Annotated in this window: 20 protein-coding genes and 1 tRNA gene; 2 read left to right on the forward strand and 19 right to left on the reverse strand. The window is 72.5% G+C overall.

The features are described 5' to 3' along the window. Window positions 1-18 precede the first annotated feature (18 nt). Window positions 19-2,517, reverse strand: coding sequence for a mannose-1-phosphate guanyltransferase (locus VFJ21_03100; GenBank protein ID HET7406109.1), 2,499 nt, complete (start codon window positions 2,515-2,517; stop codon window positions 19-21). Between the two features lie 10 nt (window positions 2,518-2,527). After that, window positions 2,528-3,139 (reverse strand): CDP-alcohol phosphatidyltransferase family protein, encoded by a 612-nt coding sequence (locus VFJ21_03105; GenBank protein ID HET7406110.1) that lies wholly within the window; start codon window positions 3,137-3,139, stop codon window positions 2,528-2,530. A gap of 54 nt (window positions 3,140-3,193) precedes the next feature. On the opposite strand from VFJ21_03105, the gene VFJ21_03110 reads away from it, so the two are divergent. Further along, the gene (locus VFJ21_03110) at window positions 3,194-4,888 is read left to right on the forward strand and encodes an ABC transporter substrate-binding protein (protein HET7406111.1); all 1,695 of its coding nucleotides are present in this window, start codon (window positions 3,194-3,196) and stop codon (window positions 4,886-4,888) included. A gap of 3 nt (window positions 4,889-4,891) precedes the next feature. Here the strand turns inward: VFJ21_03110 and VFJ21_03115 are convergent, their stop codons facing one another. Continuing rightward, window positions 4,892-5,884: an NADPH:quinone oxidoreductase family protein gene (locus VFJ21_03115; protein ID HET7406112.1), complete on the reverse strand. Its 993-nt coding sequence runs from the start codon at window positions 5,882-5,884 to the stop codon at window positions 4,892-4,894. 38 nt (window positions 5,885-5,922) lie between these two features. After that, the gene (locus tag VFJ21_03120; protein ID HET7406113.1) at window positions 5,923-7,353 is read right to left on the reverse strand and encodes an alpha/beta hydrolase family protein; all 1,431 of its coding nucleotides are present in this window, start codon (window positions 7,351-7,353) and stop codon (window positions 5,923-5,925) included. 98 nt (window positions 7,354-7,451) lie between these two features. Between VFJ21_03120 and VFJ21_03125 the strand changes: the two genes are divergently transcribed. Continuing rightward, window positions 7,452-8,102, forward strand: a complete 651-nt coding sequence (locus VFJ21_03125; protein HET7406114.1) for a class I SAM-dependent methyltransferase — start codon at window positions 7,452-7,454, stop codon at window positions 8,100-8,102. Between the two features lie 38 nt (window positions 8,103-8,140). Here the strand turns inward: VFJ21_03125 and VFJ21_03130 are convergent. The 15 genes from VFJ21_03130 to VFJ21_03200 all read right to left on the reverse strand — a co-directional run bounded on the left by VFJ21_03130 (window position 8,141) and on the right by VFJ21_03200 (window position 20,789). Further along, a tRNA-Pro gene (locus tag VFJ21_03130) sits at window positions 8,141-8,214 on the reverse strand. A gap of 47 nt (window positions 8,215-8,261) precedes the next feature. After that, complete coding sequence (gene der / locus VFJ21_03135) at window positions 8,262-9,590, reverse strand: ribosome biogenesis GTPase Der (protein HET7406115.1); 1,329 nt, start codon at window positions 9,588-9,590, stop codon at window positions 8,262-8,264. A 7-nt stretch (window positions 9,591-9,597) separates the two neighbouring features. Further along, window positions 9,598-10,320 carry a lysophospholipid acyltransferase family protein gene (locus VFJ21_03140; protein ID HET7406116.1) on the reverse strand — a complete coding sequence of 241 codons (723 nt, stop codon included), beginning with the start codon at window positions 10,318-10,320 and terminating at the stop codon, window positions 9,598-9,600. Continuing rightward, window positions 10,317-10,982: a (d)CMP kinase gene (cmk, locus tag VFJ21_03145; protein HET7406117.1), complete on the reverse strand. Its 666-nt coding sequence runs from the start codon at window positions 10,980-10,982 to the stop codon at window positions 10,317-10,319. The genes VFJ21_03140 and cmk overlap by 4 nt, the downstream gene beginning before the upstream one ends. 114 nt (window positions 10,983-11,096) lie before the next feature. Beyond that, window positions 11,097-12,167 (reverse strand): prephenate dehydrogenase, encoded by a 1,071-nt coding sequence (locus VFJ21_03150; GenBank protein HET7406118.1) that lies wholly within the window; start codon window positions 12,165-12,167, stop codon window positions 11,097-11,099. Beyond that, window positions 12,164-12,526, reverse strand: coding sequence for a chorismate mutase (gene aroH, locus VFJ21_03155; GenBank protein ID HET7406119.1), 363 nt, complete (start codon window positions 12,524-12,526; stop codon window positions 12,164-12,166). Before aroH ends, VFJ21_03150 begins: the two co-directional genes overlap by 4 nt. A gap of 44 nt (window positions 12,527-12,570) precedes the next feature. After that, window positions 12,571-13,326, reverse strand: coding sequence for a pseudouridine synthase (locus VFJ21_03160; GenBank protein HET7406120.1), 756 nt, complete (start codon window positions 13,324-13,326; stop codon window positions 12,571-12,573). Then, window positions 13,304-13,873, reverse strand: a complete 570-nt coding sequence (scpB, locus tag VFJ21_03165; GenBank protein HET7406121.1) for an SMC-Scp complex subunit ScpB — start codon at window positions 13,871-13,873, stop codon at window positions 13,304-13,306. The genes VFJ21_03160 and scpB overlap by 23 nt, the downstream gene beginning before the upstream one ends. Continuing rightward, window positions 13,854-14,696: a ScpA family protein gene (locus tag VFJ21_03170; protein HET7406122.1), complete on the reverse strand. Its 843-nt coding sequence runs from the start codon at window positions 14,694-14,696 to the stop codon at window positions 13,854-13,856. The genes scpB and VFJ21_03170 overlap by 20 nt, the downstream gene beginning before the upstream one ends. A 31-nt stretch (window positions 14,697-14,727) precedes the next feature. Continuing rightward, entirely contained in the window at window positions 14,728-15,408 is a 681-nt protein-coding gene (locus VFJ21_03175; GenBank protein ID HET7406123.1) for a hypothetical protein, read from the reverse strand. A gap of 3 nt (window positions 15,409-15,411) precedes the next feature. Further along, entirely contained in the window at window positions 15,412-16,284 is an 873-nt protein-coding gene (locus VFJ21_03180) for a ParA family protein (GenBank protein HET7406124.1), read from the reverse strand. 92 nt (window positions 16,285-16,376) lie between these two features. Further along, the gene (gene xerD, locus VFJ21_03185) at window positions 16,377-17,306 is read right to left on the reverse strand and encodes a site-specific tyrosine recombinase XerD (GenBank protein HET7406125.1); all 930 of its coding nucleotides are present in this window, start codon (window positions 17,304-17,306) and stop codon (window positions 16,377-16,379) included. Next, window positions 17,303-18,418, reverse strand: a complete 1,116-nt coding sequence (ald, locus tag VFJ21_03190) for an alanine dehydrogenase (protein ID HET7406126.1) — start codon at window positions 18,416-18,418, stop codon at window positions 17,303-17,305. Before ald ends, xerD begins: the two co-directional genes overlap by 4 nt. A 65-nt stretch (window positions 18,419-18,483) precedes the next feature. Then, complete coding sequence (locus tag VFJ21_03195; protein ID HET7406127.1) at window positions 18,484-19,125, reverse strand: NUDIX hydrolase; 642 nt, start codon at window positions 19,123-19,125, stop codon at window positions 18,484-18,486. After that, entirely contained in the window at window positions 19,122-20,789 is a 1,668-nt protein-coding gene (locus VFJ21_03200) for a CTP synthase (protein HET7406128.1), read from the reverse strand. Before VFJ21_03200 ends, VFJ21_03195 begins: the two co-directional genes overlap by 4 nt. Window positions 20,790-20,807 lie beyond the last annotated feature (18 nt).

Raw genomic sequence — 20,807 nt, forward strand, 5'->3', positions numbered from 1 at the left:
GGACCGTCCGGCCGAGGCTCAGGTGCCGGCCCGCGCGACGACCTGCGCCCAGTCCTCGAGCAGCGTGGTGGCGCCGGCCGTGTCGGCTCCTTCGGCCCACAGGTGCGTGACGGCCTCCGCGGGGTCGGGAAGCACGAGCGCCCAGCGACCGTCGGGCTCGACGATCCGGACGCCGTCGGTGGTGTCGATCTCGCGGCTGCCCGCGGCCTCGACCACCAGGCGCATGACCGTGCCCTTGGCCGCCCACGGGGTCGGCACGGAGCGGCGTACGACGTGGGCCTGCGGGATGCGTGCGTCGATCTCGCTCAACGTCAGCTTCGTCCGTGCCACCAGCCCGAGCAGCCGCACGAACGCCGCGATCCCGTCCACGTGCGGGGAGAACTCCGGGACGATGAAGCCGCCGCGCCCGTCGCCCGCGAAGATCACCTCGGGTTCGGAGGCCGCGCTCGACAGGTCGTCGGCGGACATCGTCGACCAGCGCACGCCGCAGCCGTGGTAGGCCGCCACCTGCTCCGCGACGCGAGTGGTCGTGACCGGCAGGGCGACCGCGCCGGCCCGGCGTTCGGCGGCGACGAGGTCCATGACGACGAGGAGGGCGCGTTCGTCGTGGACCAGCTCGCCGCGTTCGTCGATGAGCGCGAGCCGCTCCCCCACCGGGTCGAAACGCACGCCGAAGGCGGCACGGGACGACGACACCAGCTCGCCCAGCCGCTCGAGGCCACGCATGTGCTCGACGATCGTCTCGGTCGGCGCGATTTCGTCGAGGCGGCCGTTCACGGTCAAGGCGTCGACACCGAGGCGGCCGAGGAGCGTCGGGAGCACAAGGGTGGCGGCGCCCCCCGCGGTGTCGATGACCACGCGCAGGTCCGCGTCGCGGATCTCGTCGACGCTGACGCAGGCGAGCAGCTCCTGGCTGTAGTTGTCGAGGAACCGGCCGGGGAAGGTGAGCTCGGCGATCTCGCCCGGGAAGGCGCGCCGGAACTCCTGGCGGCCGAAGACCCGCTCCAGCCGCCGCTGCGCCGCCTGGGAGAGGTCGGCGCCCTGGGGATCGAGGAAGACGATGTCGACGCCCTGGGCGTCGCCCGGGGTCGTGCGCAGCATCACGCCGCCGACCGCGTCGCTGTGCTGGGTCTCGAAGCGCGTCACCGGCGTCGGCGACAGCTCCAGGTCACGGACGTCGATCGCGCTGGCCGTCAATGCACTGACCACCGCCCGCTTGAGGGCCACGGCGGCCCGGGAGGCGTCGCGGGCGGCCACGACCGTGCTGCCCTTGCGCAGGGTGGTGGCGTAGGCGCTGGCCAGCCGCACCGCCAGCTCGGGCGTGATCTCGACGTTGACCAGACCGGACACGCCCCGCGGCCCGAAGAGGTTGCGCTGACCGCGCGACTCCCAGATGACGCTGGTGTTGACGACCGCGCCGGCCTCGATCGTCTTGAACGGGTAGACCTTCACCCCGACGGTGAGGAAGGCCTCCTCCTCGACGACGCAGTCGTCGCCGACGACCGCGCCCTCCTCGATGCGGGCGCCCCGCATGATGTCGGTGTTCTTGCCCACGACGCAGCCGCGCAGGTTCGCGTGCGAGGCGACGAACACGTTGTCGTGCAGGACGGCGCGGTGCAGGAAGGCGCCGCTCTTCACGACCACGTTGCTGCCGAGCACCGTGTACTCCCGCAGCTCGACGCCGGCCTCCACCTTGGCGTAGCCGCCGATCAGGATCGGCCCCTTCAGCACCGCGTCGGGATCGACCTCGGCCCCTTCGCAGACCCACACCCCGGGAGCCAGCTCGAAGCCGTCGATGTCGACGTCGACCTGGCGGTTGAGCACGTCGGCGTGCGCCTTGAGGTAGCTCTCGTGGGTGCCGACGTCCTCCCAGTAGCCGTCGGCGACGTAGCCGTAGATCGGGGCGCCGGCCTTGAGCAGCGCAGGGAACACGTCGGCGGACCAGTCGACGGGCACGCCGTCGGCCACGTGGTCGAGGATCTCCGGCTCCATGACGTAGATGCCGGTGTTGACGGTGTCGGAGAACACCTGGCCCCACGTGGGTTTCTCGAGAAAGCGCTCGATCCGGCCGTCGGCGTCGGTGATGACGATGCCGAACTCCAGCGGGTTGGGCACCGACTTCAGCGCGACGGTCACCAGCGCCCCGCGCTCGCGGTGCAGGCGCACCATCTCGGTCAGGTCGATGTCGGTGAGCGCGTCGCCCGAGATGACCAGGAACGGCTCGCCGCGCAGCGCGTCCTCGGCGTTCTTGACGCTGCCGGCGGTGCCGAGCGGCAGCTCCTCGGTCGCGTAGCGCAGCGCCATGTCGAGCTCGTCGCCATCGCCGAAGTAGTTGCGGATCAGCGAGGCGAGGAACTGCACGGTCACGACGGTCTCGTCGTAGCCGTGGCGACGGAGCAGGCGCAGGACGTGCTCCATGATCGGCCGGTTGGCCACGGGCAGCAACGGCTTGGGGAGGTTGGCTGTCATGGGGCGCAACCGGCTGCCTTCACCGCCGGCCATCACGACCGCCCTCACGACACGCTCCTCATGACCCCGGCTCACCTCGCGCGATCAGCACCGTCTGCCACAGGTAGAGCACGCCCGCCCACACGTAGAGTGCGGTCCCCCACCCGACGAGCCCCCATGCAATCGGGCGCACCCAGTCGACGTCCAGCGCGTGCGGGTCGCCGACGAGGAGCAGCGGGAACGCGTAGAGCAGGTTGAACGTCGCGGCCTTCCCGATGAAGTGCACGGGAAGGGCGAGCAGCCCGTGACGTCGTAGCACCGGCACGGTGCACAGGATGACGAGTTCGCGGCCGACCAGCACCACGACCAGCCACCACGGGATCACGTCGCGGACGAGGAAGGCCGCCAGCGTCGAGGCGATGTAGAGGCGGTCGGCGGCAGGGTCGAGCAGCTCGCCGAGCCGGCTGACGAGGTTGAAACGCCGGGCGATCTTGCCGTCGAGGTAGTCGGTGATGCCGCTGAGCGCGAGCACCGCGATGGCGGCGCCGTCGGCGTGCGGTCCCAGCAGCAGCCAGAGGAACAGCGGTACGCCGAGGAGCCGAAGAACGCTCAGCGCGTTGGGGACGGTGAGCACGCGCGAGGTGTCGGGCACCGGCTCGACCACGGCGGTCGACGCGGACTGCTGCGACACGGACACATCCAACCCTATAGTCCGCGCCAACACCCCAACGGGAAGGTGAGCATCGTGGCGCAGCCGCTGGACCGTCGCGCTTTCCTCGTCGGCAGCGGCCGCGCCGCCGTCGCGGCCGCCGGCGTGGCGGGCAGCGGAGCGTTGCTCGCCGCCTGCAGCAGCAGCGGCGGGAAGACGGGCGGCGGGCAGCAGACGCCGGCAGCCAACGCCGGCGTCTCGACGGCTCAGCCGAAGCGCGGCGGCAAGCTGCGCGTCGGGGTCGGCTCGGAGATCGACGGCTTCGATCCCGCGAGCAACCACTGGGACCAGACCGGCCACACGTATGCCGTGTGCATCTACGACTCGCTGGCGAACTACGGCGCCGATCTCAAGGTCAAGCCGTACCTGGCGAAGTCGATCGAACACAACGCCGACTACACCGAGTGGACGATCGTCACGAGGGCGGGCATCAAGTTCCACGACGGCGAGCAGCTCGACGCGGCGGCGGTGAAGACGAACCTCGACCGGTCGATCGCCTCGCCGCTGACCGGGTCGGCACTCGCCAACGTCGCCGCCGTCCAGGTAACGGCACCGGACACCGTCGTGGTCAAGATGAAGTCGCCGTGGGTGCCGTTCGACACCTACCTGGTGCCCGGCAGCCAGCTCGGTTACATGGTGTCGCCCAAGGCGATCGAGGGCGGCAAGGTCTCGACCGCACCCGTCGGCACCGGGCCGTTCGTCTTCCAGGAGTGGAAGGTCGGCGACCACTTCACGGCGACCCGCAACCAGTCGTACTGGCGCAGCGGCCTGCCCTACCTCGACACGGTGACGTTCCGACCGATCCCCGACTCGCAGGCGCGCGGCAACAGCCTGCGCGCCGGCGACATCGACGTGATGTACGGCAGCACCGCCCAGAACATCGTCGACTTCCGCAACGACAAGAACGTCACGTACGTCGACGACATGAACTCCACGCTCGGCGAGCCGACGCTGGTCTTCTTCATGGTCAACACCGCGGTGCCGCCCGTCGACGACATCCGCGTGCGGCAGGCCATGGCCTACGCGACGGACCAGGAGAAGCTGGTCAAGGTCGCAGGTCTCGGCGTCGGTCTGCAGTTCCTGCCGATCACCGGGCCGTTCGACAAGGGCTCGCCCTACTACGCCCGCACGAGCTACCCGGCGAAGCCCGACCTCGCGAAGGCCAAGTCGCTGGTGCAGGACTACGTGAAGGACAAGGGCAGCGCGCCGAAGTTCAAGCTCGGCACGACCAACGACCCGACGAACGTGCAGAACACCCAGCTGGTGCAGGCGATGTGGCGCGCGGCCGGCCTCGACGTCGACATCGACGTGGTGGAGCAGGCGTCGTACATCACCAACGCCCTCGTGGGCAGCTACCAGGTCTACGGCTGGATCCAGTTCGGTGCCTCGGACCCGGACCAGAACTTCGTCTGGTGGAGCCAGGACACCGTCGCGCCCGTCGGCAGCCTGTCGCTGAACTTCGCGCGCAACAAGGACCCGCAGATCCAGGCGGCTCTGGAGAAGGGCCGGGCCAGCAGCAAGTCGAGCGACCGCGCCGCGGCCTACCAGACGGTGATGTCCCGACTGGCCGACGACCTGCCCTTCATCTGGGCGAGCCGCTCGGTCGGCTCGGCGATGGCCCGGCCCAACGTCATGAACTTCGTCAACCCGACGCTGCCGGACAGCGACAGCGGCCCGGCGCTGACCGGGTACCACGGACTCGTCTACCCGGCGTCGACCTGGCTGGCGTAGTGCCTAGCCCTGCCGGGCGTTGTCGGTGACGACGACGACCTTGCCCTTGGCCTTGCGATCGGCGATGTCACGCAGTGCCTGCACGGCCTGCTCGAGCGGGTAGGTGGCGCCGACGTGCGGCCGGATCCGGCCGTCGGTCCACCACCGCCGCAGCTGTTCGACGTTGGCCCGGTTGCGGGCCGGCTCCCGTCCGGCGAACGACCCCCAGAAGACGCCGACGATCTCGCAACCCTTGAGCAGGGGCAGGTTGAGCGGGATGCGCGGGATCTCGCCGTTGGCGAAGCCGATGACGAGAAAGCGACCTTCCCAGGCGGTCGACCGCAGGGCGGGTTCGCTGAACGGCCCGCCGACCGGGTCGTAGACGACGTCGACGCCGCGGCCGCCGGTGATCTCCTTGAGCCGGCCGCGCAGGTCCACGGTCGAGTAGTTGATGGTCTCGGTGGCTCCGTACTCGCGGCAGAGCTCGAGCTTGTCGTCGCTGGACGCCGCCGCGATCACCTGCGCGCCGAGCACGCGACCGATGTCGACGGCGGCGAGCCCCACGCCGCCCGCGGCGCCGAGGACGAGCAGCGACTCCCCCGGCTGGAGCTTCGCCCGGTCGACGAGTGCGTGGTAGGACGTGCCGTAGGCGTAGAGGAATGCCGCCGCGTGCACGAGGTCGATCCCGTCGGGCACCGGTTGCACGGCCTGCGCGGCGAGCGCGACCTTCTCCGCGCAGCCGCCCCAGGTAGCCGAGGCGAGCACCCGGTCGCCGACCCGGACCGTGTCGACCCCGTCGCCGACCGCCGCGATCACGCCGCCGACCTCGCTGCCGGGTGAGAACGGCATCGGCGGCTTGAACTGGTACTTGTCCTCGATCATCAGCAGGTCGGGGAACGTCATCCCGCACGCGTGGACGTCGACGACGACCTGCCCGGGCCCTGCGACCGGGTCCGGCACCTCCTCGACGACGAGCGACTCGGGCGGACCGAACTCCTTGCACAGCAGCGCCTTCATCCGGCGCACGATACGGCGTCGGGATGTCGCGGCTCGGGTCAGCCGCCCGGCGCGGGCGCGGGCGTGCCGCTGATCGTCACCGTCACGGTGCCCATGGGCGGTGTGTCCGGTGGGACGGGCACGCCCACGACGGCCGCGCTGCCCGGGTCGGCCGTGGCGCCCAGCGGGACCGTGAGGTGCAGGTGGCCGCCCTGATCGGCGATCAGGTGCTGGGTGGCGCCGGTCGACAGCGTCGCCGTGGCCGGCGAGTTGGGCCGGTAGAAGGCCGGCGTGACGACGGTCGCCGTACCGACCCCGCTCAACGTGAAGCCGCGCGCGTCGGCGCCGCTCAGCCCGCTCCACTGCTGGGCCGACGGCCGGTGCAGGTCGACGTCCCACCCCCACTGGGTCCAGTGCTTGTCGATCGACTGGTAGCTGACGGTCCGGGGCTCCGCCGGGGGGTGGGCGAAGAGGTGCATCAGCGGCGGAAGGTACTGCTCCAGGTCGCGCGCCCAGTAGGGGAAGCTGTGCGTCCCGAGGACGTAGTCGTCGAGATGGCTCGTGATGCCGAGCGTCTGCAGCCGTTCCCAGAAGCTCATCGTCGACCCGTGCGTGGCCGCCTCGATGCCCATGGCGGCAGGGCTCGGTGGCACCGGGTCGAGCGGGCCGGGCGCACCGGTGGCGGTGAACAGCCACATGTCGGTCCAGCGCAGGTTCTCGGCCAGGTCCGCGGGGTCGTGACCCTGCCAGTTGATCTCGTTCGTTGCCCGCGGGCCGAACATCGCGTCGGGCTCGACCCCGTCCAGACCGACGGCGGTGGCCGAGATGACGGCGTTGGCGCCGATCGCCACGAGCGGGTCGTAGTCGATGTCCGGGGCACCCGAGAAGGAGCCGAACGACAGGAACGTGTCGGGGTGGCGGGCGGCGTACGACGACGCGCAGAAGCCGCCTTGCGACAACCCGGCGATCGCCCGGCCGTCTCGATCCGCGACCGTGTCGAGGTTGGCATCGATCCACGGGACGAGCTGCGTCACGTGGAAGGTCTCCCACTGCGCCGGTCCCTTGGCCGTCTTCGCGTCGTACCAGTTGGTGCACCATCCGCCGCCGTCGCCGTCGAAGCCGGCGTCGGGCATGACCACGATGAGGGGCAGGCCGGCCGTGGCCTGCTCGGCGTTGCCGGAGTTCACCCAGTCCGAGGCCCGGCCGCTGGTGCCGTGGAAGAGGTAGAGCACCGGGTAGCGGGCGGTCGGCCGGGTGCCGTAGTCGGCGGGGACCAGGATGCGGACGTCCACCGTGCGGCCGAGGGCGGCCGTGCTCACGGTCACGTCGTACTGCCGGTCGTCGATGCGTTGCGGGGACACGACGTGGATGCCGTCGGCGTCGGTGAAGGCAGGGGTCGTGACCGGTGACCCGGCGAGCGCGGGAACGGCAAGTGCACCGACGAGCGAAACCAGGGCAGCGACGAGCGCGGGAAGGCGACGCCGGGACATGGCGCCAACTGTCGTGCGACGAGCCGCGAGGATCAACGGAGGTAGGAGGGTCCCGCCGTGCGCTCGCCGGTGGTGGCCGAGGCCGATACTGCGCTTCCATGAGGCTCTCGTTGCCGGAGATTCCCAAGACCTTGCGCTGGGACCACAACGCGCACTACCACGACTTCCTGTTGCAGCGGCTCCCTCGTCACATGGACCGGGCACTCGACGTCGGCTGCGGCGACGGGCGGTTCGCCCGGCTGGTGGCGGAGCGGGCCGCGCACGTCGATGCCATCGACGCCTCCGCGGACATGATCGCCGCGGCACGGGCGCAGCCGGACGCCGTCAACGTCGCCTGGCTGCTGGGGGACGTGATGCAGCACGAGCTCGAGCCCGCGTCGTACGACGCGGTGACCGCGATCGCGAGCCTGCACCACCTGCCGCTCGCGCCGGCGCTCGACCGGCTGTCGCAGCTCGTCCGCCCCGGCGGGGTCCTCGCCGTGCTGGGTCTCGCGCGCGAGGACTCGGCCGCCGGCTACGCGCTGGCGGCTGCCGCGGTGCCGGCCAACATCGCGATCGGCGTGTGGCGCAACATCCGCGGCACGATCGGTCACGCGCCGCCTGGCATGCCGGTGCGAGACCCGGACGAGACGTACGGTCACGTGCGCGCGGCCGTCCGTCAGCAGCTTCCAGCGGCGGACATCAGGCGTCACCTGTTCTTCCGCTACAGCCTCGTCTGGCACCGCCCGACGGCGAGCACCCCGGGGTGAGGCGGCCACCGGGCCGAGACGATACCAAGATCAAAAAGTCGGGCTGACAGGATTTGAACCTGCGACCCCTTGACCCCCAGTCAAGTGCGCTACCAAGCTGCGCCACAGCCCGCGACCGGCGCCACGGGCGCCGAACGTCGACCAATCTATCTCAGGCCGTCACGACCTGCGCTTCTCGCGGACGCGGACGCTGATCTCCACGGGCGTGCCCTCGAAGCCGAAGCGTTCCCGCAGCCGGCGCTCCAGGAAGCGCCGGTAGCCGGCCTCCAGGAACCCGCTGGTGAAGACGACGAAACGGGGCGGTCGGGTCGCGGCCTGGGTGGCGAAGAGGACCTTGGGCTGCTTGCCGCCGCGCACGGGCGGCGGGGTCGCCGCGACCACCTCGCCCAGCCAGGCGTTGAGCTGGGCGGTGGGCACCCGCTGGGCCCACCCGTCCAGCGCCGTGTGCAGGGCGGGGACGAGCTTGTCGACGGCCCGCCCGGTCCGGGCCGACACGTTGACCCGGGGGGCCCAGGCGACCCGGGCCAGATCGCGCCGGATCTCCTTCTCCAGGCGCAGCCGCCGGTCCTCGTCGACCAGGTCCCACTTGTTCAGCACGACGACCAGCGCCCGGCCGGCCTCGACCGCGGTCCCGATCACCCGCTGGTCCTGCTCGGTGATCGGCTCGGAGGCGTCCAGCAGCACGACGGCCACCTCGGCCTTGTCGATGGCCGCCTCCGTGCGCAGGTGGGCGTAGTACTCCGCGCCCGACGCCTCCCGCACCCGCCGCCTGATGCCCGCCGTGTCGACGAACCGCCAGACCTCGCCGCCCAGCTCGACGAGGGAGTCGACCGGATCCCTGGTGGTGCCGGCCTCGGCGTCGACGACGGCGCGCTCCTCCCCCGCCAGCCGGTTGAGCAGCGAGGACTTGCCGACGTTCGGCCGTCCCACCAAGGCGACCCGGTGCGGCCCGGCATCGTCATCGCGGTCCGCCGGCGCGTCGGGAAGCGCCGCGAGGATGGCGTCGAGCAGGTCACCGCTGCCGCGACCGTGGATCGCGCTCACCGGGTGCGGTTCACCGAGCCCGAGCGACCACAGGCCCTGCGCGTCCGCCTCCGTGCGCTCGTCGTCGACCTTGTTGGCGGCGAGTACGACGGGCTTGCCGGCGCGACGCAGCACCCGGGCGACCGCGTCGTCGGTGTCCGTGGCCCCGACCGTGGCGTCGACGACCAGGAGCACCGCGTCGGCCGCGTCGACCGCGACCTCGGCCTGGGCAGCGACGCGTGCGGCCAGGCCGCGGGCGTCGGGCTCCCAGCCGCCGGTGTCGACCACGATGAATGCCCGGCCGTTCCAGATCGCGTCGTAGGCCACCCGGTCGCGGGTTATGCCGGGCACGTCCTCGACCACCGCCTCCCGGCGCCCCAGGATGCGGTTGACCAGGGTCGACTTGCCGACGTTGGGCCGCCCCACCACGGCAAGGACGGGCAGCGCGTCACCGGAGTCCCTCATGGCCGGCTCACGCGCTGCGGCGTACGCCGGTGGAGCCACGCCCCGTCAACGTCGTCGCGTTCGCAAGGTGCTCGAGCAGCGCGACGCGGATCTGCTCCGCCGCGTCGGCCATCGCCCGCCGCGACGCCGTCGGGGTCGCCGGCAGGTCAAGGTGCACCGCGGGGCCGAAGACGACGTCGATCGAGGTGCCGAACTTGGGCAGCCGCGAACCGGTGGGCATCGCCTCTCCGGTGCCGAAGCAGGCGACCGGCACGACCGGGCAGCGGGCCTTGAGGGCGAGGTAGCCGATCCCGTGCTGGATGTTCTCCAGGTTGCCGCTCCCGCGCGTGCCCTCGGGAAACATGCCCAGCACGCCCCCGTCGGCGAGCACCGTGAGGCCGCGGCGCAGTGCCGTGCGGTCAGGCACCCCGCGGTGCACCGGGATCTGCCGGATCAGGTCGAGGAAGGGCTTCAGCGGCCCGACGTACATCTCGTGCTTGATGAGAAACGCCGACGGGCGCGGCAGCACGATGAAGACGCACGGGCCGTCGAGGAAGCTCGTGTGGTTGCCGGCGAGGATCACCGGGCCGGTCGCCGGGAGGTGCTCCAGGCCGTGCACCCGCAGCCGGAACGCGGCGCGCAGCAGCCCCGACGCGCCGCGCCTCGCCGCCCGCAGCGTGCGCGGCTCGTCCGCCCCGCTGCGCACGATGTGCCCGCCGAGGCGAGGGTCCGGCATCCGGCGGGGGCTCATGACGCGCTCCGCGCGGGCAGCCGGGCGAGCACGGCGTCGACCACCTCGTCGACCGTCATGTCGGTCGAGTCGATGACCACCGCATCGGCGGCCTGCGCCAGCGGCGAGCTCGCCCGCCCTGAGTCGAGGCGGTCCCGGCGCTCGAGGTCGCTGCGCGTGGCGGCGACGTCGGTGTCTCCGACCTGGTGCGTACGCCGGCTGGCCCGGGCCTGCGGGCTCGCGGTCAGGAACACTTTGAGGTCGGCGTCCGGGGCGACGGTCGTCCCGATGTCGCGGCCCTCCACCACGATGCCGCCGGCACCGATGATCGCCCGCTGCCGCGCGACCATGAGGGTCCGGACCTGCGGCACGGCGCTGACGGCGCTGACCGCCGTCGTGACCGCGGGTCCCCGGATGGCGGCGCTCACGTCGTCGGGCCCGACGTGCACCACCGCGGGCGCGGGGTCGGTGCTGATCTGCAGGTCGACGGTGCGCGCGAGGTCGGCGACCGCTGCCGCGTCGGAGGGGTCCACGTGCCTGTCGAGAACGGCCCAGGTGACCGCGCGGTACATCGCCCCCGTGTCGAGGTAGCGCAGGCCGCGCCGGGCGGCCACGGCTCGGGCGACGGTGGACTTGCCGGAGCCGGACGGCCCGTCGACCGCGATCACGATCCCGACGTCCACCCGACCAATCTATCGGCGCGGGCGGCGGCCGCACCCGCGCGCGGCCGACCACTTGCCCGCCGTCGCTGGAAGCGGGCGGGCAACCCCACGACGGCCGGACGAGTCGCAGCCGAATCAGTGGGCCGACCAGCCTCGCTCCCGCAGCGCGGTGCGCAAAGTGTCGGCCACGCCGGGCTCGACGAACAGCTCGATCACACCGGTGGGCCGCCCCGGCGTGTGCTCGACCCGGAGGTCCTCGACGTTGACCCCGCAGTCCCCCGCATCGACGAGCAGCCGCGCCAGCTGCCCGGGCTGGTCGCTGACGACGACCGCGACGGTCGCGAAGTCGCGGGAGGCGCCACCGTGCTTGCCCGGCAGTCGCGCCTGGCCCTCGTTGCCGGCGATCAGCAGGCGACGCACCGCTTCCTGGACCGTGGCCGGGTCGCCGGCGGCCAGCCGCTGCTGCACCTGCGCGAGCCGGTCGATCAGGCCCTGCAGGCCCGCCGCCAGGGGATCGGCGTTCGCGGCCGCGATGTCGGCCCACAGCTCAGGGTCGGACGCGGCGATCCGCACCATGTCGCGCAGCCCCTGCCCGGCGATCGGCACGGCCTGCGGGTCGGCGTCGAGCAGGCCGGCGGCCAGTGCCGAGGCGACGAGCTGGGGCAGGTGCGACACCGTCGCCAGCGCCCGGTCGTGCTCCTCCACACTCATCACGACGGGCGACGCACCGCACGCGACCACCAGCGCACGCACCACCGCCACGTCGTCCGCGCGCTGGTCCGGCAGCGGCGTGAGCACCCAGGGGCGCCCGGTGAACAGGTCGTGGCTCGCCCCCGCCGGCCCGGTGCGTTCGCGCCCGGCGACCGGGTGCCCGCCGACGTAGCGCGTGATGTCGCCCCCGAGCTCCCGCAGGTCGGTCAGCACCTGCTCCTTGACCGACGCGACGTCGGTGTAGGTGCCCGCGAGTCCGCCGCCGATCGCCTGCGCCAGCGCGGCGGCCGTGTGCCGCGGCGGGGCGGCGACGAGGGCTACGTCGACCGGCGAGTCCGGGATGCCGGCGGCCCCGGCGCCCATGTCGGCGGCCAGCGCGGCGCGAGCGGGGTCGACGTCGACGAGGTGGACGGTCCAGCCGGCCGCGCGCAGGGCCAGCCCGACCGACGTGCCGATCAGCCCGGTCCCGACCACCAGCGCGGACGTCACCGTCACTGCGGCAGGTCGGTGCGCAGGGCGGCCGCACCGCGCAGGTAGACGTGGCGCAGCTGGGTCCGCTCCAGGTCGGTTTCCACGTGGGCGAGCAGCCGCAGCACCCGCGGCATGGCGCCCGGCACGTCGATCTCGGTCGCGCAGAGGAAGGGCACGTCGGTGATGCCGAGCTGCCGGGCGGCGTAGGCGGGGAACTCCGCCTTCAGGTCCGGCGTGGCCGTGAACACCACGCTGATCAGGTCGTCGGGCGACAGCTGGTTGCGCTCGAGCAGGACGGTGACCAGCTCGCGGATCCCGTCGAGGATCAGCTCCCGGTCATCGGCGTCGACCTGGGTCGCACCGCGCACCGCGCGCACCGCCACTCCGCACCTCCCTGTCCGCCGAGCGACCCTACCGGCCGCAGGAGTCACAGGCCGACGGCGCGGTAGAGCGCTCCGACCTCCGCGGTGTTCAACGGCCGGGTGCGCCCCGGTCGCATATCGCCCAGCAGCACCGGTCCGATGCGGGTGCGCACCAGCCTCTGCACCGGGTGACCGACGGCCTCCAGCAGTCGGCGTACGACGTGCTTGCGGCCCTCGTGGACGACCACCTCGACCAGCATGCGGGGCCCGGTCGCGTCGACCACCTTGAACGAGTCGACCGCCACCGGGCCGTCGTCGAGCTCGACTCCGGCGCGCAGCCGGCGACCCACGTCACGGGCCACGGGTCCGGCGACCTCGGCGAGGTACGTCTTCGGCACGGCGTAGGACGGATGCATCAGGCGGTGCGCGAGGTCTCCGTCGTTGACGAGCAGGATCAGCCCCTCGGAGTCGGCGTCGAGCCGGCCGACGTGATAGAGCCGCTCGCGCCGGCCGGCGACGAGGTCACCGATGCAGGGCCGGCCGCGGTCGTCGCTCATCGTCGAAAGCATCCCGCGCGGCTTGTTCAGCGCGACGTAGGTGCGGGCCGCCGCCGTCGGGATGCGGCCGCCGTCGACGCGAACGACGTCGCGTTCCGGGTCGACCCGCACCCCCTGCTCACGGATGACGCGGCCGTTGACCTCGACCCGGCCCTCGTCGATCAGCTGCTCGCACGCGCGCCGGCTGCCGAGCCCGGCCTGCGCGAGCACCTTCTGCAGCCGGATCCCGGGCGGCGCGGCGTCAGTCGGTGAGGCTGAGCTCATCGAGCACAAGGTCGTGCGGCTCCGGCAGGTGCGGAGCGAGCGGCGGCAGCTGGTCGAGGTCGTCGAGCCCGAGCCGCTCGAGGAAGTACTGCGTCGTGCGGTAGAGCGTCGCGCCGGTGTCGCTCTGGGTGCCGGCCTCCTCGACCAGACCCCGGTTGATCAGCGTGCGCATCACGCCGTCGACGTTGACGCCGCGGACCCCGGACACCCGGGCGCGGCTCACCGGCTGCTGGTAGGCGACCACCGCGAGCGTCTCCAACGCGGCCTGGGTGAGCCGCGCCTGCTGCCCGTCGACGACGAACCGCTCGACGTAGGGCGCGCACTCGGGCCGCGTGTAGAGGCGCCACCCGCCCGCCACGTGGCGCAGGTCGAAGCCGCGGCCCTGTGCGGTGTATTCGTCGGCGAGCGCGGCGAGGGTCTCGGCGACGAGCTCACGCGGCTGCTCGACCACCTGCGCGAGGACCACGTCGGGCACCGGCTCGTCGACCACCATCAGCACGGCCTCGAGCGCCGCGCGCAGGCTCGGCTCAGGCGTCGGGTCGGTCATGGGCCGGTCCTTCCCCGTCGTACGACTCGTCGGTGCTCCAGCGGTCGGGCTCCACCACGGTGTCACCGCCGGTCCAGCGCACGGTCAGCTCGCCGAGCGCGGTCACCTGCTCGAAGCCGACGACGCCCTCGCGGTAGAGCTCGAGCAGGGCGAGGAACCGCCCCACGACCAGTGGCGTGCTGTCGCAGTCAGCGATCAGCGAGCGGAACGTCGCCTGCCCGGCGCTGCGCAGCCGCTCCGCCAGCACGCCCGCCTGCTCGCGCACGCTGACCTGCGGCGCGTGCAGGTGGTCGACGGCGACGACCGGCGCCGGCTTCGGCGTCATCGCCCGCGCGGCCAGCGCGGCGAACTGCTCGGCCCCCAGTCCGAGCAACACCTCGGGCAGCACGGCAGCGAACTGCGGCTCGAGCCCGACCGCGCGCGGGTAGCGGCGCCCGTGGTCGGCCATCCGCGCCTCGAGCAGCGCGGCGACCTCCTTGTAGGCGCGGTACTGCAGCAGCCGGGCGAACAGCAGGTCGCGGGCTTCGAGCAGGGCGAGGTCGTCCTCGTCCTCCACGTCGGCGGCGGGCAGGAGCCGGGCGGCCTTGAGGTCGAGGAGGGTGGCGGCCACGACGAGGAACTCGCTGGCCTGTCCGAGGTCCCAGCCGTCGCCCTGCCCGCGGATGTAGGCGATGAACTCGTCGGTGACCTGCGAAAGCGCGACGAGCGTGACGTCGAGGCGGTGCTTGGCGATCAGTGAGAGGAGCAGATCGAACGGCCCCTCGAAGTTGTCGAGGCGGACCGAGAACCCGGAGCGGCCGGGCGCCTCCTCGACGATCGTCACCGGTCGACGGTAACCCGGCGGCCGGCCCGCATCACGTGACCGCGCCGAGCAACGGCCGGATGATGGCGTCGAGCAGCACGATGAGCAGCGGGCCGCGCGACGAGAACGGCACGACGAGGAGCACGAGCAGGATGCCGACGCCCCAGTTCTGCTCGACCAGGCGGTACTCCGCCTTCTGCCAGCCGGTCGTCCGCGGTGCGTAGCCGAACATCAGCGCCGAGCCTTCGAGCGGCGGCAGCGGGATGAACGACAGGAACCCCATGGCCATGTTCTCCATCGCGAACAGCAGTGGGGTGAGCTGGTCGGCGGGGAAGACGTAGTCGCCGTGCACCGCGTTGGACAGGTTCAGCTCGCCGAGCACCCGCGAGTCGCCGCCCGCGGCGACGAACCCGGCGAAGCCGATCGCCGCGAGGGCGAAGTTGCCGAGCGGGCCGGCGATCGAGACGAGGATCAGCCGGCGGCCTCGCCACATTCGCCGCCGGTCGGCGCCGGCGTGGCTGCCCCAGCCGACGCCGCCGATCGCCGCGGCGACGGCCCCGAACGGGTCGACGTGCCGGCGAAGGTCGGGCTTGCCACGCCCGAACGCGACCGGTGCGCGGTCACCGAGCCACTTCGCGGCGTAGGCCTGCGCCATCCCGTGGACGACCACGCCGGCGAGGAAGCCCACGACGAGGCCGACCAGCGCGGTCGGGTGGGCGACGGCGTACAGCAAGGGTCAGCGCCCGCCGACCCGCGTGCGCATCAGCACTTCCTTGGCCAGCTCGCGGTAGGCGACGGCTCCGGGTGAGGTCGGGGCGTAGGACGTGATCGGCTCGCCGGCCACCGTGGTCTCCGGAAAGCGGACCGTGCGGTTGATGACGGTGTGGAAGACCTTGTCGCCGAACGCCTCCACGACGCGGGCGAGCACCTCGCGGCCGTGCAGCGTGCGCGAGTCGTACATCGTCGCGAGGATGCCCATCAGCTCCAGGTCGGGGTTGAGCCGCTCACGGACCTTCTCGATCGTCTGGATCAGCAACGCCACCCCGCGCAGGGCGAAGAACTCGCACTCCAGCGGGACGATCACGGCGTCGGAGGCCGTGAGCGCGTTGACCGTCAGCAGGCCGAGCGAGGGCTGGCAGTCGACGAGGATCACGTCGTACGCCGGCATCGCGCGCCGCAGCGCGCGCTGCAACGCCTGCTCGCGGGCCACCTCCCCCACCAGCTGCACCTCGGCGGCCGACAGGTCGATGTTGCTGGGCAGCAGGTCCATGCCCGGCACGCCGGTCTCCAGCAGCACGTCGTCGATCGTGACGTCGCGCTCCATCAGCAGGTTGTAGACGGTGCGCTCGAGCTCCATCGGGTTGACCCCGAGCCCGACCGACAGCGCGCCCTGCGGGTCGAAGTCGACGAGCAGCACCCGCCGGCCGTAGTCGGCGAGCGCGGCCCCCAGGTTGATCGCGGTCGTGGTCTTGCCGACGCCGCCCTTCTGGTTGCACATGGCGATGACGCGGGCCGGCCCGTGCTCGCGGAGCGGGCGGGGCTCTGGCAGCCGCGGCCGGGGACGCCCGGTGGGGCCGATCTCGCCGGCGACCGGGCTCTGTGTCGACATCGTCACTGGAGGCTTCGTTTCTGGGAGTGGGGCGGCGCCGAGCCTACTAGGGGGTGGGCGGCCGGGGCGGCCGTGCGCCCGATCTGTCGGGTTCACCCCAGCGCGCGCGGATGCGCCGCCGCGTAGACCTCGCGCAACCGGTCGACGGTGACGAGCGTATAGACCTGCGTCGTCGTCACCGACGCGTGGCCGAGCAGCTCCTGCACGACGCGTACGTCCGCCCCGCCGTCGAGCAGGTGCGTGGCGAAGGAATGGCGCAGCATGTGCGGAGAGACCTCGGCGCGTACGCCGGCGCGCTGGGCCGCCGCGCGCAGCACGGTCCACGCGCTCTGCCGGGTCAGCCGACCGCCGCGGGCGTTGAGGAACAGCGCGCTGGTGCCCCGCCCCGCGGCGGCGAGCGCCGGGCGCCCCCGGACGAGGTAGCTGTCGACGGCCTTCCGGGCGTAGCTGCCGACGGGCACCATCCGGTCCTTACCGCCCTTGCCGTGCAGGACGACCGCCCCGGAGACCTGGTCGAGGTCGTCGACGGCCAGCCCGACCGCCTCGCTGATCCGCGCACCGGTGCCGTAGAGCAACTCGAGCAGCGCCCGGTCGCGCAACGCGCGTGGCGTCCCGTCGGCTCCCGCGGCGGCGAGGAGGGCCTCGACCTCGGTGACCGACAGCGCCTTGGGCAGCCGCCGCGGGGGCGGCGGCGGCTTGACCGCCACGGACACGTCGACCGGCACCAGGCCCTCGCGCAGGGCGAAGCGGTGCAGGCCGCGGACCGCGACGACGGCCCGTGCGGCCGAGCTCGGCCGCAAGGCGGTCCGGCCGTCGGTGCCGGAGCGCAGGGCGCCGAGGAACGCTGCCACGTCGTCCTCGCCGACGGCATCGAGCATCGTGATGCCCCGGGACTCGAGCACCTCGAGGTAGCGGCGCAGGTCCCGGCGGTAGGACGTGAGCGTGTTGGCAGCGAGGCCGCGCTCGACGGCGAGGTGGTCGAGATAGGCGGAGACGGCACGCTCGAGGGACGGGCCGGTCAGCGCAGCACCTCGTCGAGTGCGACCACCGGCAGGCCGTGCGCCTCGGCCACGGGCGCGATCGTGAGTGTCCCGTCGACCGCGTTGACCCCGTTGGCGAGCGCCGGATCGGCGCGCGCGGCGTCTCGCCAGCCCAGGGCCGCGATCCGCTCGGCGTAGGGCAGCGTGACGTTGGTCAGCGCGAACGTCGACGTGTTCGGCACGGCACCGGGCATGTTCGCGACGCAGTAGTAGACGCAGCCGTTGCGGACGAACGTCGGGTTGGAGTGCGTGGTCGGTCGCGACCCCTCGATGCAACCGCCCTGGTCGACCGCGATGTCGACGAGGACGGCGCCGGGCTTCATCCGGGCCACGATGTCGTCGGTGACGAGCTTCGGTGCGCGGGCCCCGGGCACCAGCACGGCTCCGATCACCAGGTCGGCGTCGAGGCAGGCCTTCTCGATCTCGTAGCGGTTGGACGCCACCGTCTGCACGTGGCCCTGGTAGATGCGGTCGGCCTCCCGCAGGCGGCCGATGTCCCGGTCGAGCAGCAGCACCTCGGCCTGCATGCCGACCGCGATGGCGGCGGCGTTCATGCCGGCGACACCCGCCCCGACGACGACAACCTTCGCGGCGTAGACGCCGGAAACACCACCCATGAGTACGCCGCGACCGCCGGCCTCGCGTTCGAGGCAGTGTGCGCCGACCTGCGGCGCCATCCGGCCGGCCACCTCGGACATCGGCGCGAGCAGTGGCAGGGCGCCGTCGGCGACCTGCACGGTCTCGTAGGCGATGGCCGTGACCCCCGCGTCGAGCACGGCCTTCGTGCACTCGGCCGAGGCGGCCAGGTGCAGGTAGGTGAAGAGCACCTGGCCGCGGCGCATGCGGTGGTACTCCGCCGGCACCGGCTCCTTGACCTTGAGCACGAGCTCGGCGTCGGCCCAGAGGTCGTCCGCCGACGCGACGACCCGTGCGCCGGCTGCGGCGAAGTCGCCGTCGGGCAGCGCGGACCCGGCACCGGCACCGGCCTCGACGGCCACTTCGTGGCCGGCGCGCGCCAGCTCGTGGACCCCGGCGGGGGTGATGGCGACGCGGTACTCGCTGTCCTTGACCTCCCGCGGCACGCCGATCTTCACGAGGCCGAGCATAGAGACAGCCGCGACCTCCGGCGGCGGCTCAGACCTTGCCGGTCACACCAGGTCTAGCCCGCGCTGCCGGTGAAATCGCTGATCTCGGGCCAGGGCGCGTCGGCCTGCCGCAGCCGGGCGAACCCGTCGTCGCGGGCCCGCGCGCAGGCCAGCACGCCCATGACGCCGAGCGGGTTGTGCATCCGGCCGTCGAGGGCGGCGGCGACGAGCTCGTCGAGCGGCACCCAGGCGACCGGCATGTCGGCCTCCTCGTGCTCACCGGTCCAGCGCTCGTCGTCGGCGACCTCGGTCAGGCCTCGGGCCAGGTAGATGCGCACCGCCTCGTCGCTCATCCCGGGTGAGGTGAACGCGTCGAGGAGGACGGCCCAGTCGCGGGCCCGGTGGTGCGCCTCCTCGTAGAGCTCGCGCTTCGCGGCCTCGAGCGGCGGCTCGCCGGGCTCGTCGAGCAGACCGGCGGGTGGTTCCCAGAGCTTGCGGCGTACGGGGTGGCGGTACTGCTGCACGAGCAGCACCTGCCCGTCGTCGTCGAGGGCGATGACGCCGACCGCGCCGGGGTGGACGACGACGTCGCGGGTGGCGGTGTCGCCGTCGGGCATCCGGACGACGTCGGAGCGCACGTCGATGACGCGGCCCGAGGAGTAGACGACCTGCGAGCGTTCGACGGGGTAGGAGGCGGGCTCGTCGGTGAGCTTCACGCCTGCGTCGTGGCGAGGTCGACGCCGCGCTTCTCCGCACCGGCCAGGGCCGCCCCGATGAACGCGGCGAACAACGGGTGCGCCCGGGTCGGCCGCGACCGCAACTCCGGGTGCGCCTGGGTGCCGACGAAGAACGGGTGCACGTCGCGCGGCAGCTCGACGAACTCGACCAGCCGGCCGTCGGGCGAGGTGCCGGAGAAGACCAGCCCGGCGTCCTCGAGCCGGCGCCGGTAGTCGTTGTTGACCTCGTAGCGGTGGCGGTGGCGCTCCTCCACGTAGGGCTCGCCGTAGGCCTCCCGCACCAGCGAGCCTTCGGCCAGCTTCGCCGGGTAGAGCCCGAGCCGCATCGTGCCGCCCATGTCACGCTCGCCAGCGACGACGTCGCGCTGGTCGGCCATCGTCGCGATGACCGGATGCGGCGTGGCCGGGTCGAACTCGGCGGAGTTGGCGTCGTCGAGCCCGGCCAGGGACCGGGCACCCTCGATGACCATGCACTGAAGGCCCAGGCACAGCCCGAGCGTCGGGATGCGGTGCTCGCGGGCGTGCCGGATCGCGCCGAGCTTGCCCTCGATGCCGCGGATGCCGAACCCGCCGGGCACCAGCACGCCGTCGACGCCGTCGAGCTCGCGGGCGGCGCCGGCCGGCGACTCGCAGTCGTCGGAGGAGACCCAGCGGATCTCGACCCGGGTGTCGTGGGCGAACCCGCCGGAGCGCAGCGCCTCGGTGACCGAGAGGTAGGCGTCGGGCAGGTCGACGTACTTCCCCACCAGCGCGACGGTGACCCGACGCGAGGGGTGGTGCACCCGCTCGAGCAGGGAGTCCCAGTCGGTCCAGTCGACGTCGCGGAAGGGCAGCGCGAGGCGGCGTACGACGTAGGCGTCGAGCCCCTCGGCGTGCAGCACCTTCGGGATGTCGTAGATCGACGGGGCGTCGGGCGCGGAGACCACGGCCTCCTCGTCGACGTCGCACATCAGGCTGATCTTGCGCTTCGTGCCGGGCGGCAGCGGCCGGTCGGACCGGCAGACGATCGCGTCGGGCTGGATACCGATCGAGCGCAGCGCCGAGACCGAGTGCTGGGTGGGCTTGGTCTTCAGCTCGCCGGACGGGCCGATGTAGGGCACGAGCGACACGTGGATGAACAGCACGTTCTCCCGGCCGACCTCGTGGCGCACCTGGCGGGCGGCCTCGAGGAACGGCAGCGACTCGATGTCGCCGACGGTGCCGCCGACCTCGGTGATGACGACGTCGACCTCGTCGCCGGCCATCCGGCGGATCCGTGACTTGATCTCGTTGGTGATGTGCGGGATGACCTGGACCGTGTCGCCGAGGTACTCCCCCCGCCGTTCCTTGGCGATGACCGTCGAGTAGACCTGGCCGGTCGTGACGTTGGCCGAGCCGTGCAGGTCCTCGTCGAGGAACCGCTCGTAGTGGCCGATGTCGAGGTCGGTCTCGGCCCCGTCGTCGGTGACGAAGACCTCGCCGTGCTGGAACGGGTTCATCGTCCCGGGGTCGACGTTGAGATAGGGGTCGAGCTTCTGCATGGTGACCCGCAGGCCGCGGGCCTTGAGCAGGCGACCGAGGCTCGAGGCGGTCAGGCCCTTGCCGAGGCTGGAGGCGACGCCCCCGGTGACGAACACATGCCGGGTGTGCTGCGGCTGTGCCAAAGGGGGCTCCCCGTGATC

The organism is Mycobacteriales bacterium (assembly GCA_035690485.1).
Classification (GTDB): domain Bacteria; phylum Actinomycetota; class Actinomycetes; order JAFAQI01; family DASSKL01; genus DASSKL01.

Coding starts and splice junctions, on each gene's coding strand:
- VFJ21_03140 (HET7406116.1), bottom strand. CDS start 10,320: ATGAGCCCCCGCCGGATGCCGGACCCTCGCCTCGGCGGGCACATCGTG.
- VFJ21_03180 (HET7406124.1), bottom strand. CDS start 16,284: ATGTCGACACAGAGCCCGGTCGCCGGCGAGATCGGCCCCACCGGGCGT.
- scpB (HET7406121.1), bottom strand. CDS start 13,873: ATGACCGACCCGACGCCTGAGCCGAGCCTGCGCGCGGCGCTCGAGGCC.
- VFJ21_03160 (HET7406120.1), bottom strand. CDS start 13,326: ATGAGCTCAGCCTCACCGACTGACGCCGCGCCGCCCGGGATCCGGCTG.
- VFJ21_03115 (HET7406112.1), bottom strand. CDS start 5,884: ATGAAGGCGCTGCTGTGCAAGGAGTTCGGTCCGCCCGAGTCGCTCGTC.
- VFJ21_03125 (HET7406114.1), top strand. CDS start 7,452: ATGAGGCTCTCGTTGCCGGAGATTCCCAAGACCTTGCGCTGGGACCAC.
- VFJ21_03120 (HET7406113.1), bottom strand. CDS start 7,353: ATGTCCCGGCGTCGCCTTCCCGCGCTCGTCGCTGCCCTGGTTTCGCTC.
- der (HET7406115.1), bottom strand. CDS start 9,590: ATGAGGGACTCCGGTGACGCGCTGCCCGTCCTTGCCGTGGTGGGGCGG.